We start from the raw sequence: 16,748 nt of genomic DNA, 5'->3' as shown, positions 1-16,748 counted from the left end.
GCGCCCCCTTAATGTTTCTCTAACCAGGCGCCGTAGAAGCTCGGGCGACCGACCGCTTCGAAACTCACCCCCTTCAAATAAGGCGCACCAGCGAACACCTGCGGCTCCTCAAAAAACGGGATCACGTAGGCTTGGTCAATCAGGTAGTTTTGCGCCTCGCCGGCGATCTGCAGGCGTTGTTGCGCATCAACCTCGGAGGCAATGCCGAGCAGCAGGGCATTCAGCTTGTCATCGCTAAAGTTGCTGTTGCTGCTGGTGCCGCCCTTCTGCAGCAGCCCGTCGCGGTTGGTTGGGTAAAACTGACTTTTAATCACGTCCGGATCGGCGCGCCCCACCTCCACCACCGTCGCCGGGGTTTTCTGTGGGTCGAGATTATCCGCCACCCGGCTGCCGGCGTCGCCCGCCAGAATGTTCAGCCGCGCGCCGACTTTCCCCCACTGCTGAGAAACCAGCTGCAACACCGCCTTGTTCTGCGGCTGCGGCAACGATTCATACACCGTCAGCACCAGCTTCTTGCCGTCCTTTTCCCGCAGCCCGTCGCCGCCCTTTTTCCAACCCGCTTCATCCAACAGCCGGTTGGCCTGCTGCGGGTCAAATTTCAGCTTGTCGGACAGATCGACAAAGCCGGCGGCCGAGGAGGCGATCACCGATTTGGCCTGCGGGTAGTTGGCGGAGAACAGCGTATCGACGATCTGATTGCTGTCGGTGGCATGCAGCAGCGCTTGACGCACGCGCAGATCGGCCACCAGCGGGTTATCCGGCCGGAAAGCGATGCTGTCGTTGACGCCGCGCGTCGGTGCGGCATAAATGATAAAGCCCTGATCCTGCGTTTGCTTCTCGTCATAGGCCTGGATCTGGCGGATAAAATCCGCCTGCCCGGCCTGCAGCGCACCGATGCGCACGCTGTCCTCGCCGGTGACGATCACCTTGATGCCGTCCAGATTGGCTCGCCCTTGTTGGGGCGATTTGACCGGCCCCCAGTCATAATCCTTACGGGCGCTAAGCTCGACCTCACGCCCCAGCGTTTCGCCGCTGACCACAAACGGACCGGAACCGATGATATGGCGCGCATCGCCCAGTTCGTCGTAGCTGCGGTTCAGCGTGCTGAGCGATACCAACCCGGAGCCGATAGTGGCGGTGCCCTGCAGGAAACCCGGCGACGATCGCGTGAAATGGAATTTAACCGTCAGCGGATCCACCACTTCACTGCGCTGGTAGTTATTGATCACCTCGGAAACCGGCAGGCGTTTCTCCTTGTTGCCCAGCCCGTAGGTGTCGAAGTTCTTCGCCACCGCGTTGGCGTCCAGTGGCGTGCCGTCGGAGAAAGTCACGCCGGGGCGCAGCTTGAAAGTGTATTCGGTTTTGTCGGCGTTGCTGCTCCAGGACTCGGCGATCCAGGGTTCAATCTCCAGCGTCTTGGGGTTCTGGTAAGTCAGCTTGTCGGTGATCTGATTGAGAATACCGCCGTTGGGGTAAAACCCGCCGGAAGGCGGATAAAGATTGGTGTGCGCCTGTTGTTCGAGGTAGATCAGCGTGCCGCCCTGCACCGCCGCCAACGCCGGGCTCATCGCCGCCGCCCCTCCTAACGCCACCGCTATTCCACCGGTTAATACCTTGAAAGAAAACTTAAACATTAGTGCCGCACCCATATTATTTCTGAAAGTTATGGGTTAGATAACAAACCAAATCGGCGGGGAATTGAACGAACTAATTTCGCTAACCAATGGTGTAAATCGCACAAGACGCGTCGCTTGGCGGCGAATGCAATCTGTTATAAAGTATCAAAACCTCAGCCAAAGGAAGACGACGATGAAAATCCAGCTGTCGCTGTTATTTCTCAGCCTGCTGGCCGGCAAGGCCGCAGCGTTTCAGTCGAAAGTGCCCGAACCGCGACCGGAGCAGGCGCGGGTGGCGGAACAAAACATCGAAAATCTGTTTTACGGCTTTCACGCCATGGACGCCCAGCCGGTGAGCATCGGCAGCTGCGCAGCGGTGCCGGTGGCGGGGTGCCAATGCGCATTCTGCACCCAGCTGCGGCAGGCCGGGCGCTGAGCCACCCCCTTATTCAACCCAGCTCATATTGCACGTTCAATTGCCCTTTCTTCATCTTTAGGCCGGTAATCGCGATCGCGCCCACCTCGCCCAGCGCGGCGACATGGGTGCCGCCACAGCCGTAGGCGGGCAGCTCGCCGAAGCCGACCTGGCGCAGGCCGTCCACCGCCTGCTGGCGGCGCGGCAGATCGGCGGCGATCAAACGCATCAGCTCCTCCTGCAAAAAGTCCGCTTCTATCGTCTGCGCATCCGGTCCCGGCGCGAAAGTGATGCGCCCTTCCCCCGGCCAATGATGCGCCTTGACCGGCCGCCAGCCCCGGGTTTCGCCCAACCAGCCGATCAGATGCCCAGCGGAGTGCCAGCGGGCGTGCAGCCGACGCTGCGCTTCATCGATTTGCATCGTAACCGGCCCGTTCGGCAGCGGCGCGGCGGTAAAGTGCACCACGGTATCCCCCTGCTGCTGCACCCGCAGCACGGTAACGCCGCCTAACGCCCCCACATCGGAAGGTTGGCCGCCGCCCTGCGGGTGGAACAGCGTGGCGTCCAGTTCCACGGCGTAAGCGCCCGCCTCGGCCGGCGCACAGCTCAACACCCGCGCCTGGCCCTGTAAATCGTCGCTGTAGTAATAACGTCGCTCGGTCATCATTTTTTCTCCTCGGTTCGGAGAGCCATTATATTCATGCCATAATTGGAGGATAATCCGCCGCCATCACAATGGACTTTTGCGTCATGAGCACAAATCTTTCTTACGCGCTGTTGGCCGAAATGGCCGTTTTCGTTCAGGTGGTAGAGAGCGGCAGCTTTTCCGCCGCCGCCCGCAAGCTGGGCGCTTCGCCTTCCGCAGTCAGCCGCAGCGTGGCGAAGCTCGAACAGGCGCTGACGCTGCAGCTGCTGCACCGCACCACCCGCAAACTGCGGCTGAGCGAAAGCGGCGAAGAGGTGTTTGCGCACTGCCGCACCCTGCTGGCGGCGGCCGACGCGGTCATGGCGATCGGCGGGCGCGGCGCCGCGGAGCCCGAAGGGCTGGTCAGCGTCAGCGTACCCAAAGCGGTGGGCCGCTTCGTGCTGCATCCGCACATGCCGGAGTTCCTGCGCCGCTACCCGAAGGTGGACGTGAGGCTGCGGCTGGAAGATCGCTACATGGATTTGATAGACGATCGGGTCGATCTGGCGCTGCGCATTACCGATCGCCCCTCGCCCGGGTTGATCGGCCGCCAGTTGATGAGAATAGACCATCTGCTGTGCGCCACGCCGCACTACCTGGCGCAGCACGGCACACCGCAGCATCCGCACGATCTGGCGGCGCACAGCTGCATCTATCTGGGGGAAACGCCGAGCGACGCGCAATGGAAATTCCGCCGCAGCGGCAAAACGGTGACGGTCAACGTGCGCGGCCGCTACGCCGCCAACCACACCGGCGTGCGGCTGGACGCGGTGAAACGGCATATCGGCATCGGCAGCCTGCCGTACTTTACCGCCCGCCAGGCGCTCGACGACGGCGAGATCGTGCAGGTGTTGCCGGAATGGGATTTCCTCAGCAGCTATCACGGCGGCCTGTGGTTGCTCTACGCGCCCAACCAGTATCTGCCGCCCAAACTGCGGGTGTTTATCGACTATCTCGTCGCCTGCCTGGCGCAGGAGCCGCAGCTAAAGCGCCTTGCGTAGCGTGATGTTGATGCGGTGCGGCCCCACCAGCGAGTGGTAGCCTTCCTTGACCGGCAGGATGCCGTGAAAACAGAGCCGCGATGGGCCGCCCCACACCACCACATCGCCGTGCGCCAGCGGAATGCGCCGCGCCCGGTCGCTGCGCTGCAGGCCGCCGAACTGAAACACCGCCGGCAGCCCGAGCGACACCGAGACGATCGGCGCGCCGAAGTCGTGTTCGTCTTTATCCTGATGCAGCGACAGCTTGCTGCCCGGATCGTAACGGTTCATCAGGCAGGAATCCGGCACGAAGGGGCCGAAGCCCGCCTGCTGCGCAGCTTCGTCCGCCAGCGCCATCAGGATGGGGGGAATGGCCGGCCAGCGTTTGCCGCTGCGCGCGTCGCGTTCCGAATAGCGGTAGCCCCGGCTGTCGCTGGTCCAGCCGTTGCCGCACCAGCTCATCGCCACCGACATCACGTGCCCGCCGGGGGTGGTCAAATGCCGCCACGGCACCTGGGCCACCACGCCCTGCACCGCCGCCAGCAGTGCCGGCCCGTGATCGCGCACGAAGCCGTGCATCACCACCGCGCCGGGGGCGATCTCTTCGCGCCACGGCGGCGGCAGCGCGTCTTCAAAAAGATCGATTGTCATCGCCAAAACCTGTATGAATACACAGTATCCATTGTAACCCGCCGCCGCCGATTGTCCAGCACCCGGCGGCGCCATTGTCGTTGGCGGCAAATTTCTCTACAGTAGCCGCCATAAAATCAATCACTCACCAGGAATGCGTGTGATTAAGGGCATCACTCTTTCAGTCGTCGCCTCCATCTTGTTCGGCGCGATGTATTACTTCATCTCTACCCTCACCCCGCTGAACGGCGAGCAGGTCTACGGCTGGCGCACGCTGCTGACGCTGCCGTTCCTGACGCTGTTCATGGCGCTGTCCGGCGATTGGCGCAAGGTGGGCGACACGCTGGCCTGGATCGGCCAACGGCCGCCGCGTCTGCTGGGCCTGCTGCTCACCTCGGCGCTGCTGGGGGTGCAGCTGTGGCTGTTCCTGTGGGCGCCGCTGCACGGCAAGGCGCTCGACGTGTCGCTCGGCTATTTTCTGCTGCCGCTGACCATGGTGCTGGCGGGGCGCCTGATCTATCGCGATCGGCTGTCGCTGCTGCAAAAACTGGCGGTGGCATGCGCCATGGTGGGGGTGGGCAATGAGCTGTATCAGGCGGGTGGCGTGTCGTGGCCGACGCTGGTGGTGGCGCTGGGTTATCCGCTCTACTTTATTTTGCGGCGGCGTTTCGGCACCGACAATCTCGGCGGGCTGTGGTGCGAGCTGGCGTTGATGCTGCCGGCTGCGGCCTGGTTCGCCTTCGGCAACGGTGGCGCGGCGGCGCTGCAGATCAATACCGAGCTGTATTGGCGCATTCCGCTGCTCGGCGTCATCAGCGCCGTGGCATTGGTGTGCTATATCCTCGCCAGCCGCCTGCTGCCGTTCAGCCTGTTCGGCCTGCTGAGCTATGTGGAACCGGTGCTGCTGGTGATCGTCGCGCTGCTGCTCGGCGAGAGCATCAGCCAAAGCGAATGGCCAACCTATCTGGCGATCTGGCTGGCGGTGCTGCTGCTGGCGGCGGAAGGTGCGCAACACCTGCTGCGCCGCCAGCGGGTCTGACTCAGGCGGCCAGCGTGGCGCCGCCGTCGATCACGATATCCTGCATGGTGATGTGGCTGGCCAAGTCGGAGGCCAGGAACAACACCGCGTTGGCGATCTCGTCCGGGCGGGCGATTTTACCCAGCGGGATCCCCAGTTTGAACAGCTCGGGGAAGCCGGCGATGGTGCGCTGCTGCGCATCGTCGGTCTGCCACATGCCGCGCTGCATCGGCGTGTCGGTCGAGCCCGGCGACACCAGATTGCAGCGCACGCCGAACGGCGCCATCTCCAGCCCCACGCAGTGGTTCAGGCTGGTCAGCGCCGCCTTGGAGGCGCAGTAGGCCGCCATCTGCGCGCGCGGCACGTGCGCGGCGTTGGAGCCGATGCTGACGATCGCCCCGCTGCGTTGCGCCTTGAAGTGCGGCAGCACGGCGCGGAACAGGTAAAACGCCCCCGAGGCGTTGACGTTGATGCACTGGTGCCAGTCATCCACGCTCAGATCTTCAGTATTGCCCATGCGCAGAATGCCGGCGGCATTGACCAACACGTCCAGTCGCGGGTTTTCCGCCAGCTGTTGGCGGCACACCGCCTCCACCTGCTCCGGCCGGCTGATGTCCAGCGTCACGCAAGGGTAAGGCAGATCCGGGTTGGCGAACTCGCGGTCAAACCCCACCACCTCGGCGCCCTGCGACAAAAAATGCCGGGCGATCTGCTCGCCGATGCCGCGCGCCGCGCCGGTCACCCACACGCGTTTGCCGGTGAAATCCATCTGAATGCTCATGCGCGCACCGCCATCCGGGCGCACAGCCGGGTCATGTTGTTGTTCATCGTTGTCTCCTGCGAAAAGCATAGGATGCGGCGCGCTGCGCCGCAAAGTGGCCCTACAGCGCGCCGCTGTTCAGGCCGAAAGCGTTGAGCATGGTGCCCAGTTTAGCGGCGGTTTCCATCCACTCGGACTGCGGCGTCGAGGCGGCGACGATCCCCGCGCCGGCGAACAGCCGCACCCGGTTGCCGCGCAGCAGGCCGCTGCGGATGACGATCGCCCACTCGCCGTCGCCGTTGGCGTCGCACCAGCCGACGATGCCGCTGAACAGGCCGCGATCGTGCGGCTCCAGATCGGCGATCAGCTGGCGGGCGCTCTCGGTCGGGAAGCCGCACAGCGCCGGCGTCGGATGCAGCAGGCAGGCCAGCTGCATCACGTTGAGCGCCGGATTCAGCAACTCGCCGCGAATGCGGGTGGACAGGTGCCACATGGTGCCGGTGCTGAGCAGCGACGGGCCGCTCGGTACGCTCAGGCTGGCGCACAGCGGCGCCAGGCGCCGACGAATGTCGTCGATCACCAGTTTGTGTTCGTATTTGTCTTTGGTCGAGCGCATCAGGCGCTCGCTGCCGAGGCGATCCTGCCGCGCATCGTCCTGACGGCGCGCCGACCCCGCCAGCGGATTGGTGTGGATTTCGCCGCCCTGCTTGCGGATCAGCAGCTCCGGGCTGGCGCCGAGCAGCACGCCGCCATCGGCCAGCGGCAGGGAGAAGTGGTATCCGGTCGGGTTCTGCACCATCAGGTTATTGAGGATGTGGTGGCCCGCCACCGGCTGCTCCAGCTCGATGTCGAGGATGCGCGACAGCACCGCCTTGTCCAGCTTGCCTTGTTTGAAGCGGCTGACCGCTTCCGCCACCGCGTGCTTAAAGCGCGGCTCGTCCGGAATGCTGGTGCAGGCGACCAGGCGATGCGGCTGTTGCAGCATCGGGCGCGCGGCGCGGGTAAAGCTGTCGTTGGCGACAAACTGGCAGTTTTCAGGCACGTACAGGCTGGAAGGCCGGCGCGTATCGAACGGAATGGCGCCCACCACCACCGGCGCCGCCTGACCGGCGGCTTTGGCGCGCGCCAACGCCTGGCGGATATGCTGCGCCAGCGCGCTGTCTTCCTGCTCGCCGCCGAACGCCGGCGTCTCAATGCGCTCGAACACGCCGCTGGCGGAGAGGGAACGGAATTCGGACCGGTACAAAAAGGTCGATTGTTCGGCGTACGCAAACCCGGGGAAGGTTTGGTTTTCTGTCGTCAGTGTCGCCACAAGACCACTCCTTTGTTGCGCCTCACCAATGATAATGTTTATGCGAATAGTTATCATTAGCTGTAAAGGGATGGTAAATTACACCGGTTCCCCACCGTGGGTCAATCTCCGATGAATGAATCTTTCCGCCCGCTGCGTCAAATCCGCGTTACGGCACGAAAAGAAATAACACATTGTTATTATTGTGTTTTAGCAAAAAATAAAGGTCGTGACGTCGTCACCTTCACGCCAAAAATGCCCGCTGAACCGGCGCCCGGCGGCGCAATGCGGCGTCAATGTCTTAAGCAGCTCTAATACGAACGTCTGCCGCTGCACATCCACGGCCGTCATGCGCGCATCAAGAAAATCGAAGTAACAACGCACCTGCGGATACAGCGCCTTAAACAGGCTCTCTTTGGCGGAAAACGTCAGCGTCAGCAGCGCGTTGAACGGCAGCGTTTCGCCCAGCAACGCCTCGCGCTCCGCCGGTGAAACGATCGCCCCCCACAGCTCCTCAGCTCGCTCCACGGACAGCAACGTCTCCACGTCCAACCCAACGCCGCCCAGCCCGCTCTCGCGGTGCACGGCGCACAGCGCGGTATGCGAATTATGGCTCAACGCCCCGGCAATGCCCGGCGGCCACTGCGGCGCGCGGTCTTCGCCGCGCGCCAGGGTGAAATCGGCGAAACCGAGTGGCGCCAGCAGCTGGCGCGCCAGAACACGCCCGGCCAAATACTCCGCGCGGCGTTTCGGCACCGCGCGCGCCAGATGGTCCGGCAACGTAAAACCTGCCTCGGGATAACTCTCGTCGCGGTAATCCGCCAGCGCAAACTGGCAGCGCGCCACCTGGCCCGGATAACCGTCCGGCGTGAAAAATTCGATATTGCGGATAAAAGTGGGCAACGGCGGTATCCATGATAAGCAGGCAGGCCGATGATGTTAGCCCCCGAAACGGCCTGCAACAATGACCCTGGGCAAAATAAATGGCGTTAAGTCCCGCGCGGCGCCGCGTTAGACGAAGTGGGAAAAGGCCTCTCCCCCGCATTCGGGAGAGAGGCCGGGCATTACAGGATGCCTTTCATGGTCTTCTCGAAATCGCTCCAGGCGCAGAAACCGTCTTTATCGATCGGGCAGCCTTTCAGCGCCAGCGTCACGCGCTGCGGCGGGGTTTGCAGCGTCAGCGGCGTCGCCTTGCGCAGCTGTTCGGTGGACTGATAGACGTACTCGATCTTCAGCAATTCACGGTCGTTCTGCGCGTCGCGCCAGCGCTGGAACACCAGCTTGCCGCCGATCGGCGTTTTCTCGTACTGCTGCGGCAGCTGATACGGCTGGAACTGCATGGCCGACAGCAACGAGGCGATATTGGAATCGTGGCCGACCAGCACCGTCAGCTTCGGCGCGTCCGGTTTACGCTCGCCGAGCAGCGCGTTGTTGATGTAGGTCAGCAGCGGCTTGGCGACGTTTTGCGCCACCACCGGCGAGGTGAACAGCGAATCCTGATAGCCGTCTTTCAACTGCGCCAGCTGCTTCCACTGCTGCGGGGTGACGATTTTGCCCCAGGCCACCTCTTTCATCGGGAAACCTTCGTAGTACTGCAGCATAAAGGCGTCCACCAGCGAGTTGCCCACCCGCAGCGGGCCGGAGACGCCCGGCTCTTTGCCCGGCACCGCGCTCATCACGCTGGCTTCTTTGGTCAGATCGCAGTGTTTGTCGGTCTTGCAGGCGGCGGAATCCTTGTAATCGATGATCTTCGCCAGCTGTTGATAAGAGGCGTCCAGCTTCAGCGATCCCAGCGCGGCGTTCATCGCCGCCAGCGCCTGCTGGTTGAAGGCTTCGCCGGTGTCGGTGATGATCGGGTTGAAGGTCGGATCCATCTCTCCCATCTTGTCCTGATGGTGCACGCTGACGTCGCAGCCCGGGAACGCGCCGTTGCTGAAGAACTGCGCGGTGGCCACCGTGCGCTGCAGGCTGTTGGCGTAGACGTACACGCTGCCGGCGGTCGGGCAGCCCTCTTGCGGCAACAGGCCGGTCTGCTTCAGCCAGGCGTTGAAGTAGTGCCCCATGTACACTTCCAGCACCCCGCCCTTGGTGGTCAGCTGGCCGCCCGGCGTTTCCCAGGCCGGCCAGGCCTTCGGCGTGGACTGCGCCAGCACGCTGCCGTTGTTGGCCAGCGGCGCGCGCAGGTTATGGCGGCTCATCACCAGTACCTGTTCCAGTTGATAACCGCCGGCTTCCGCCAGCGCGTTCCCGGTGAATAACAAAGGCAGGCACAGCAATAACGTTTTTTTCTCATCCGCAGAGGCTCCCGGAAAATGATTATTTTTAAGGTGTTAGCGTTTGCCTGAGTATGATGGCGGGGTTAGTGTGACAAGTGTGTGACAGGGTTCACGGGAAAAGATCGTACCAGCGGCCACCGGGCGGCGGCCGCTGTGCGTCAACTCAGTACCACAGGCTCATGATCGGCCAGCCGATCAGCAGCAGCGCGGCGATGTACACCACGCCGAGAATGCCGCCCAGGCGCCAGTAGTCTTTCGATTTCACGTAGCCGCAGCCGTAGATGATCACCCCCGGCCCGGTGGCGTACGGCGTCAGCACGCCCATGATGCCGATCGACAGCACCAGCAGCATCGACAGCTGCTCCATCGGCACGCCCGGCAACCCTTTGCCGACCGCCAGGATCACCGGCAGCATGGTGGCGGTGTGCGCCGACAGGCTGGCGAACAGGTAGTGGGCGAAGTAGAACACCAGCACCAGCGCCACCACCGTCATGTTCGGCGAGAAGCCGTCCAGGTGGGTGCTCATGGTCTGGGCGAACCAGTCGATAAAGCCGGAGCGCGTCAGGCCGTTGGCCATCACCACCAGCGTCGCCAGGTTAACCAGCGTATTCCAGGCGCTGGAATATTTGGTGATTTCTTTCCACGACACCACGTGCAGCGCCAGCATCAGCGACACCGCCAACAGGCACACCGCGGTGGCGTCCAGCACCTTGCCGCCGAACACCCACAGGCACAGGCTGAGCAGCACCAGGCCGATCAGGGTGTATTCCTTGCGCGTCAGCTTGCCCATTTCCCCCAGCGCGGTATCCGCCCAGGCGGCCACTTCGCTGCTGTGGGTCACGCCCGGCTTGTACAGATAGTAGGAGATCAGCGGCGCGATGATCAGCAACAGCAGACCGACCGGCAGGAAAGCCAGGAACCACTGCATCCAGCTGATGTGCACCCCGGCGATCTTGCCGACGAACTCGATGCCCAGCACGTTCGGCGCGGCGCCGGTGACGAACATCGAGGAGCTGATGCTGGTGCCGACCACCATCATCCACATCAGGTAACCACCGATGCGGCGCGAGGAGGGATCGTTAGGGAAAGAGTCGAACAGCGGCGGCAGGTTTTTCACCACCGGGAACACGGTGCCGCCGGTGCGCGCGGTGTTGGACGGCGTGAACGGCGCCAGCAGGATATCGATGATCACCACCGCATAGCCCAGCGTCAGCGTGCGCTTGCCCATGAATTTCACCAGGAACAGCGCGATGCGCCGCCCCAGCCCGGTGGCCTCGTAGCCCAGCGCAAAAATAAAGGCGCCGAACACCAGCCAGACGGTGGTGCTGGAGAAGCCCGCCAGGCCCCATTTCAGCGCCTCTTTACCGGCCTTGAAGCCCGGCTCCGCCAGTTCCTGCGCGCCGAACAGCACCCAGTTGGCGCTCAGCACGCTGACGGTCACCGCGATAAAGCTGATGGCGGTGGCCGGGATCGGCTCCAGAATCATGCCGACGATCATCGCCACAAAGATGGCGAAATAGTGCCACGCCTGCGGCGGCATGCCGTCGGGCACCGGTATCAATAACAGGATCGCGAGCACCGCCAGCGGCGCTATCGCTTTCCAGATCTTTTCCTGGGTTTGGGACATAGGGACTCTCCTGAAGGCTTGGTTATTATTCTTGGGCACCCAGCTGCGCCAGCAGCCAGGTCACTATCAACAGGTCGGCGCTGCCGCCGGGGCTGAGGTTGCGAGCGATGCAGTCGGCATCGAAGCGCCGCAGGCGTGCCAGGCCCGCCTCCCCGGCCGAACCGCCCTGCGCCAGCAGCAACGCCGCCCGGCGCCGTAGCCAGCGCAGTCCGTGCATGCCGCCGCGCGAGGCGACGTTGGTGTCACCGTTGTGGGCCATCAGCCACAGCAGACTGTCCAGCAGCGCCCGCTGTTCGTCGCCGTCGGCGGCCAGCCGTTGCCGATACAGCGGCAGCGCGCCGTCCAGCACCAGCCGAAAACCGGCCTCCGCCTCGCCGCGCGCGCCGCTGAGGCCGTAGGCAGCGAACAGCCGCTGGCCGGCGGTCTGCCCGGCGTTGTTGCGCCGCAGCTCGCGGTCCACCAATCCTCGGCACATCGCCGCCGTTTCGGCGCACAGCGCCGCTGCGCCGATGGCGCGCCCCTGCTGCTGCAGGCGGCCAAAGGCGGCGCACAGCAACCCGAGCGAGAACACGCTGCCCTTGTGGGTGTTAATGCCGCCGGTGGCGCGAAACATCTGGTTTTCGCAGGCCAGGCCGAGCGGCCGCAGCCGCGCCAGCTGCTGTTCTGCCGGCAGAGCCGCGTCTTCGCGCCCGCGCTGGATAAAGCGCGGCAGCCACACGCCGATGGCGCGGGCGCTGCGGTAGAAGTGCCCAAGATCCATATCGCGGTGGGCGCCGGTGTTATGGCGATCCACCAGCCCCGGCTTGGGCGTGAGGTTGACTTCCACCAGCAGCGCGCGAAAGGCAGCGCGGGCGAAGTCGCAGGCCGGTTCGGCACGGGGGGCGGGCAGATTAATCGGCAGAGAGCGCATCGTTGAACATCCTTTCCATTTCATGCAGCAGCTGCTCGCTGCTGTGCCGCCGCTGGCGGGCGCAGATCTTGGCCGGTTGGCCACACAGCAGACAGCGCCGTTCCGGCAGGCCGATGTCGCGGCGCGACAAAATGCGCCCCTGCGTATCCAGCACGTCGATGTCCCACAGCCGGCCGATCGGGCGGCTCACCTCCAGCTGCATGGCGCAGTCCTTCACCCGCTGGGCATCGGCGCGCAGCGCCACAAACCCTTCGCAGCCGGTGGAAAGCGCCAGCGCCTCGGTCTGCGGGCTGGGCCAGCCCTGTTCGGCGCACAGCCGCAGCAGCGCCGCCCACCCCAGGTTGAAGATGCCGCGCGTCAGCGCGCTGTCCTTCACCGGGCCGGGGACGACCAGCGTCAGCACCAGCAGCGTGCACTCGTGCTGCGCCAGCCACGCCTGCTGGCGCGCCTGACGGCATTCGCGGCTGGTGAGCAGCTCCGGCAGGCTGACCGCGCGTTCGGCGGCCAGTTGTGGATCGACGGCGGCCATCGGTTACTCCGCCACCTGATGCACCACGTCGATCACCGAGCCGTCGCGGTAGCGCACCACCGCCACCACTTTGTCGGTAAAGGCGATCGGCTGCGGTTCGCCGGTCAGCTGCAGCGCGCGGGCGCGCAGCCAGTCGATGCTCACCACCTCGAGCCCGGCCTCCCGCAGGCGCTGCGCCAGCTCCGGCCGCGCCGGGTTGACGGCAATGCCGTGGTCGGTCACCAGAATGTCGATGCTGGAGCCCGGCGTGACACAGGTGGTCACCTGCTCCACCAGCGTCGGGATGCGCCCGCGCACCAACGGCGCGACGATGATCGCCAGCCGCGCGGCGGCGGCGGTATCGCAGTGGCCGCCGGACGCGCCGCGCAGCACGCCGTCGGAGCCGGTCAGCACGTTAACGTTGAAGCCGGTGTCGATTTCCAGCGCGCTCAGCACCACCACGTCGAGCCGATCGACCGAGGCGCCCTTGGAGCTGAAGTTGGCGTACTGGTTGGCGCTGATTTCGATATGGCGCGGGTTGCGCGCCAGCGAGGTCGCCGCCGCCCGATCGAAGCTCTGCACGTCCAGCAGCTTGCCGATCAGCCCTTTCTCGTGCAGATCCACCATGGTCGAGGTGATGCCGCCGAGGGCGAACGCGGCGCGAATGCCGCGGGCGCGCATCTTGTCCTCCAGGAACCGGGTCACCGCCAGCGAGGCGCCGCCGGTGCCGGTTTGCAGCGAGAACCCTTCGGTGAAGTAGCCGGAACCGGCGATCACCTCGGCGGCGCGGCGGGCGATCAGCAGCTCGCGCGGGTTCGAGGTCATGCGCGTGGCGTCGGCGCCGATCTTGTCGGCGTCGCCCACCCGCTCCAGCTGCACGATCAGGTCCACCCGATCCTGCGCCAGGCTGGCGGGATGATGCGGATACGGCACCAGTTGCTCGGTCAGCAACACCACGGTGCCCGCCGCCTCGGCGTCCACCCGCGCATAGCCGAGCGAGCCGCAGCAGGCTTCACCGCTGTAGCCGTTGGCGTTGCCGAACTCATCGCAGGCCGGCACGCCGAGGAAGGCCACATCTATCTTCAGCTCGCCGGATTCGATCAGATTGACCCGGCCGCCGTGCGAGTGAATTTGCACCGGCTCCGCCAGCAGGCCGCGCGAAACGGCGTCCGCCAGCGGGCCGCGCAGCCCGGAGGTGTAAATGCGGCTCACCACGCCGTGGCGGATATGCTCAACCAACGGCGCATGGCAGTCGGTCAGCGAGCTGGAGGCCAGCGTCAGGTTGCGGAACCCCATCGCCGCCAGCGTCTCCATCACCTGATTGAGCGCCAGATCGCCGCCGCGAAACGCATGGTGGAAGGAAATGGTCATGCCGTCCTGCAACCCGCTGCGGCGCACCGCTTCCTGCAAGGAGTCACACAGCTTGAGATCGCGCGGTTTGCGCGCCTGCAGGTTGGCTTTGGAAACGTCCTGATAGCCCGGCAGATCCGCCGGGTTGGCGAAGGTCATCAATCGTTGTTGGCGGTTCATCATGCTTCCTCCCCGTGCTGCGCCGGTTCTTCCCGTAAGCCGGACAGCGCGGCGCGCTCCAGCACCAGCCGGGCGCGTTCAATCACCGGGCTGTCGACCATTTTTCCGTTCAGCGACACCACGCCGCGCCCTTCCCGCTCCGCCGCTTCGGCGGCGTCCACCACCCGCTGCGCGTGCGCCACCTCTTTGGCGGTCGGCGCGTACAGGTTGTGCAGCAGCTCAATCTGGCGCGGGTTGATCAGCGATTTGCCGTCGAAGCCGAGCTGTTTGATCAGCGCCGCTTCCTGCAGGAAGCCGGCCTCGTTGTTGGCGTCGGAATACACGGTGTCGAACGCCTGAATGCCGGCGGCGCGCGCCGCCTGCAGCAGCGAGCAGCGGGCGAACAGCAGCTCGATGCCTTCCGGCGAGCGTTCGGTGCGCAGGTTGCGTACATAGTCCTCCGCTCCCAGCGCGATGCCGATAAGACGCGGCGAAGCGTGCGCGATCGCCACCGCGTTGGTGATGCCCTGCGCCGATTCGATCGCCGCCAGCAGCCCGGTGCTGCCGACCGGCCGGCCGCAGGCCGCTTCGATGGCGGCAATCTCGCGCTCCATGTCGATAACGTCCTGCGCGCTGTCGGTCTTCGGCAGGCGCACGATATCCGCGCCGCCGCGCACCACCGCCTGCAAATCCGCCAGGCCGTAGGCGGAGTCGAGCGCATTGACGCGCACGATGGTTTCCACCTCCTGGTACAGCGGGTGCTGCAGCGCGTGGTACACCAGCCGGCGCGCCGCGTCTTTTTCACGCAGGATCACCGAGTCTTCCAGATCGAACATCAGCGCATCGGCCTGATAGATAAAGGCGTTGCTGACCATCGCCGCGTTGGCGCCGGGGACGAACAGCATGCTGCGGCGCAGCCGGGTTTTATTCAGCGTTTTCATCTTTCGCCTCCCACGGCAGTTGGCCACCCTCGCAGGCGCGCATCAGCGCGGTTTCCAGCCGGGCGCGCAGCACGCAGTCCAGCGCCCCTTTGTCGTCGACGATCACCTGCACCGGTTCCACCTCATAGCGCTGCAGCACCTCCAGCAGGGTGCGGCGGATCGCCGCGCCGAACTGTTTTTCCACGCTGCTGGCGATCAGCAGATCGTGCTGCGGCCCCTCGGCGGGCGCGATGCGCACCATGACATCGCTGGACTCCAGCGTGCCGGCCATTGCTTCTCGGATAATTTTCATCATTCACCTGATTGTGCGGACTCAAAAGGATGCGGGGCCGCCTTGGCCCGGCGCTGCGTTTGCAGATCCTGCAGGTAGTACAGGGTGTCCGGCGGCACCAGCGGCGCGGCGGCGTGGAAGTCCCCCGCCGCCAGCAGCTTGCGCACCCAGGAGGCGGAGATCGCCGTGCCCTGATATTGCAAACGCTCGATTTCCACCAGCGCGATCGGCGGGCTGGGCAGCGCCGGCGTTTCCAGCCAGTAGCGCATGTCGCGGTTGTATTTCGCGGTCACCGCGCAGAACGGCTCGTTGCCGACGAAGCGGTGCGTAATGCCCAGCGCGGGCGCCAGATACTGGCGGAAGATCTTCAGATCGATTTCGGTGTAACAGTCGTCGGCCACGCCCTGGTCCTTGATGAAGTAACAGGGGAAGGTGGCGCGCGAGATCACGTACTGCGAGCCTTCGTGTACCGTGAGGTTGGGGATATCGGCGGTGCCGGCCAGCACCAGCCGGCGCCGGTCTTCATAGCTGAAGCGCGAGGTGTTTTCCTTCACCAGAAACAGGTGCAGCCAGTCGCAGCGTTTGGCCGCCTGACGCACCAGATACTGATGCCCGCGGGTAAAGGGGTTGGCGTTCATCACGATGCTGCCGATGGTCTCGCCCGGCCGGCGCTGGCTCGCCAGCTGTGCGGCGTAGCGCTTCAGGCGGCACGGGCTGTTTTCCATCAGCACCACAATGCCCGGCACGGTGGCGATCGGGTAGAAACCGCACTGGCGGAACAGCGGCTCGTTCTGCACCTTGGTGTAGATAAACAGCTGGGTGTGATGGCGCTCATAGGCCAGGTTCACCAGCTCGGTCGCCAGCGCCAGCGCCAAGCCTTCGCCGCGCATCAGCGGGCTGATGGCGACGCATTTGATAATATTGTCGGCGATGCCGCCGCAGGCGACCAATTTGTCGTGCTGGGTAACGGTAATAAATATTTCAACCGTGGTATCGATATTCAGATCGTTACTGCGCAAGAAGGCGCTTATTTCTGAAATCGCTTTATGATCCGATCGCTTTACCCGATTAAATACGGCATCGCCTAACATAACACGCTCTCTGGGTTAACTGGCAAACAACAAATGAAATACAAAAATGCATTTTAATTAACATCAGAAATGGCAATTAAAACCTTAAAAACCATGAAGATAAAATCACCCTCTCGTTCAATAAACCCATGGTAAGCAGAAAAAAACGCGGATTATTGACCTATTTCACAAACCGATCCCGGTTAATAAGTTATTTAATGTTCTTTATTTGCTTAATTAA

17 protein-coding genes are annotated in these 16,748 nt (G+C 64.0%); 3 read left to right on the top strand and 14 right to left on the bottom strand.

What is annotated here, in order from left to right:
* Positions 1 to 8 precede the first annotated feature (8 nt).
* On the bottom strand, positions 9 to 1,568 hold the full coding sequence (locus L085_RS12585; protein WP_226988599.1) for a TIGR04028 family ABC transporter substrate-binding protein: 1,560 nt from the start codon (positions 1,566 to 1,568) through the stop codon (positions 9 to 11).
* Positions 1,569 to 1,809: 241 nt separating this feature from the next.
* On the opposite strand from L085_RS12585, the gene L085_RS12580 reads away from it, so the two are divergent.
* A complete protein-coding gene (locus tag L085_RS12580; protein ID WP_004940831.1) occupies positions 1,810 to 2,052 on the top strand; it encodes a hypothetical protein in 243 nt (80 codons plus the stop codon).
* 13 nt (positions 2,053 to 2,065) lie between these two features.
* Here the strand turns inward: L085_RS12580 and L085_RS12575 are convergent, their stop codons facing one another.
* Positions 2,066 to 2,695: a serine-tRNA(Ala) deacylase AlaX gene (locus L085_RS12575; protein ID WP_044032028.1), complete on the bottom strand. Its 630-nt coding sequence runs from the start codon at positions 2,693 to 2,695 to the stop codon at positions 2,066 to 2,068.
* 86 nt (positions 2,696 to 2,781) lie between these two features.
* Here L085_RS12575 and L085_RS12570 point away from each other — a divergent pair, with 86 nt between their 5' ends.
* Complete coding sequence (locus L085_RS12570) at positions 2,782 to 3,717, top strand: LysR family transcriptional regulator (protein WP_004940829.1); 936 nt, start codon at positions 2,782 to 2,784, stop codon at positions 3,715 to 3,717.
* Here the strand turns inward: L085_RS12570 and alkB are convergent.
* Positions 3,700 to 4,347: a DNA oxidative demethylase AlkB gene (gene alkB, locus L085_RS12565; protein WP_016927095.1), complete on the bottom strand. Its 648-nt coding sequence runs from the start codon at positions 4,345 to 4,347 to the stop codon at positions 3,700 to 3,702. The genes L085_RS12570 and alkB overlap by 18 nt on opposite strands.
* 139 nt (positions 4,348 to 4,486) lie before the next feature.
* Between alkB and rarD the strand changes: the two genes are divergently transcribed.
* The gene (gene rarD / locus L085_RS12560; RefSeq protein ID WP_044030879.1) at positions 4,487 to 5,365 is read left to right on the top strand and encodes an EamA family transporter RarD; all 879 of its coding nucleotides are present in this window, start codon (positions 4,487 to 4,489) and stop codon (positions 5,363 to 5,365) included.
* 1 nt (position 5,366) lies between these two features.
* Here rarD and dhbA read toward each other — a convergent pair whose 3' ends face one another.
* The 11 genes from dhbA to citC all read right to left on the bottom strand — a co-directional run bounded on the left by dhbA (position 5,367) and on the right by citC (position 16,528).
* On the bottom strand, positions 5,367 to 6,125 hold the full coding sequence (gene dhbA / locus L085_RS12555) for a 2,3-dihydro-2,3-dihydroxybenzoate dehydrogenase (RefSeq protein ID WP_044032026.1): 759 nt from the start codon (positions 6,123 to 6,125) through the stop codon (positions 5,367 to 5,369).
* A 100-nt stretch (positions 6,126 to 6,225) separates the two neighbouring features.
* Positions 6,226 to 7,416, bottom strand: coding sequence for an isochorismate synthase (locus tag L085_RS12550; RefSeq protein WP_044030878.1), 1,191 nt, complete (start codon positions 7,414 to 7,416; stop codon positions 6,226 to 6,228).
* A gap of 189 nt (positions 7,417 to 7,605) precedes the next feature.
* Positions 7,606 to 8,298 (bottom strand): 4'-phosphopantetheinyl transferase superfamily protein, encoded by a 693-nt coding sequence (locus L085_RS12545; protein WP_044030877.1) that lies wholly within the window; start codon positions 8,296 to 8,298, stop codon positions 7,606 to 7,608.
* Between the two features lie 161 nt (positions 8,299 to 8,459).
* Positions 8,460 to 9,662, bottom strand: a complete 1,203-nt coding sequence (agp, locus tag L085_RS12540) for a bifunctional glucose-1-phosphatase/inositol phosphatase (RefSeq protein ID WP_226988598.1) — start codon at positions 9,660 to 9,662, stop codon at positions 8,460 to 8,462.
* 172 nt (positions 9,663 to 9,834) lie between these two features.
* Positions 9,835 to 11,298 (bottom strand): anion permease, encoded by a 1,464-nt coding sequence (locus tag L085_RS12535; protein ID WP_015378437.1) that lies wholly within the window; start codon positions 11,296 to 11,298, stop codon positions 9,835 to 9,837.
* Between the two features lie 25 nt (positions 11,299 to 11,323).
* The gene (gene citG, locus L085_RS12530) at positions 11,324 to 12,208 is read right to left on the bottom strand and encodes a triphosphoribosyl-dephospho-CoA synthase CitG (protein WP_044030875.1); all 885 of its coding nucleotides are present in this window, start codon (positions 12,206 to 12,208) and stop codon (positions 11,324 to 11,326) included.
* A complete protein-coding gene (gene citX, locus L085_RS12525; protein WP_044030874.1) occupies positions 12,189 to 12,737 on the bottom strand; it encodes a citrate lyase holo-[acyl-carrier protein] synthase in 549 nt (182 codons plus the stop codon). The genes citG and citX overlap by 20 nt, the downstream gene beginning before the upstream one ends.
* A 3-nt stretch (positions 12,738 to 12,740) precedes the next feature.
* Positions 12,741 to 14,246 carry a citrate lyase subunit alpha gene (gene citF / locus L085_RS12520; RefSeq protein ID WP_028130661.1) on the bottom strand — a complete coding sequence of 502 codons (1,506 nt, stop codon included), beginning with the start codon at positions 14,244 to 14,246 and terminating at the stop codon, positions 12,741 to 12,743.
* Entirely contained in the window at positions 14,246 to 15,166 is a 921-nt protein-coding gene (gene citE / locus L085_RS12515; protein WP_044030873.1) for a citrate (pro-3S)-lyase subunit beta, read from the bottom strand. The genes citF and citE overlap by 1 nt, the downstream gene beginning before the upstream one ends.
* Positions 15,150 to 15,458, bottom strand: coding sequence for a citrate lyase acyl carrier protein (gene citD / locus L085_RS12510; protein WP_004940811.1), 309 nt, complete (start codon positions 15,456 to 15,458; stop codon positions 15,150 to 15,152). The genes citE and citD overlap by 17 nt, the downstream gene beginning before the upstream one ends.
* Positions 15,458 to 16,528 (bottom strand): [citrate (pro-3S)-lyase] ligase, encoded by a 1,071-nt coding sequence (gene citC, locus L085_RS12505; protein WP_028127715.1) that lies wholly within the window; start codon positions 16,526 to 16,528, stop codon positions 15,458 to 15,460. The genes citD and citC overlap by 1 nt, the downstream gene beginning before the upstream one ends.
* Between the last annotated feature and the right edge of the window lie 220 nt (positions 16,529 to 16,748).

The organism is Serratia sp. FS14, from assembly GCF_000695995.1.
GTDB classification, from domain to species: Bacteria; Pseudomonadota; Gammaproteobacteria; order Enterobacterales; family Enterobacteriaceae; genus Serratia; species Serratia nematodiphila.
The sequence above is the reverse complement of the archived record's forward strand: the minus strand, read 5'-3'. Positions and strand labels throughout refer to the sequence as shown.

Coding starts and splice junctions, on each gene's coding strand:
- citG (WP_044030875.1), bottom strand. CDS start 12,208: ATGCGCTCTCTGCCGATTAATCTGCCCGCCCCCCGTGCCGAACCGGCC.
- citD (WP_004940811.1), bottom strand. CDS start 15,458: ATGAAAATTATCCGAGAAGCAATGGCCGGCACGCTGGAGTCCAGCGAT.
- dhbA (WP_044032026.1), bottom strand. CDS start 6,125: ATGAGCATTCAGATGGATTTCACCGGCAAACGCGTGTGGGTGACCGGC.
- citF (WP_028130661.1), bottom strand. CDS start 14,246: ATGAACCGCCAACAACGATTGATGACCTTCGCCAACCCGGCGGATCTG.
- alkB (WP_016927095.1), bottom strand. CDS start 4,347: ATGACAATCGATCTTTTTGAAGACGCGCTGCCGCCGCCGTGGCGCGAA.
- L085_RS12580 (WP_004940831.1), top strand. CDS start 1,810: ATGAAAATCCAGCTGTCGCTGTTATTTCTCAGCCTGCTGGCCGGCAAG.
- citC (WP_028127715.1), bottom strand. CDS start 16,528: ATGTTAGGCGATGCCGTATTTAATCGGGTAAAGCGATCGGATCATAAA.
- citX (WP_044030874.1), bottom strand. CDS start 12,737: ATGGCCGCCGTCGATCCACAACTGGCCGCCGAACGCGCGGTCAGCCTG.
- L085_RS12535 (WP_015378437.1), bottom strand. CDS start 11,298: ATGTCCCAAACCCAGGAAAAGATCTGGAAAGCGATAGCGCCGCTGGCG.
- L085_RS12570 (WP_004940829.1), top strand. CDS start 2,782: ATGAGCACAAATCTTTCTTACGCGCTGTTGGCCGAAATGGCCGTTTTC.
- L085_RS12585 (WP_226988599.1), bottom strand. CDS start 1,568: ATGAGCCCGGCGTTGGCGGCGGTGCAGGGCGGCACGCTGATCTACCTC.
- citE (WP_044030873.1), bottom strand. CDS start 15,166: ATGAAAACGCTGAATAAAACCCGGCTGCGCCGCAGCATGCTGTTCGTC.
- L085_RS12575 (WP_044032028.1), bottom strand. CDS start 2,695: ATGACCGAGCGACGTTATTACTACAGCGACGATTTACAGGGCCAGGCG.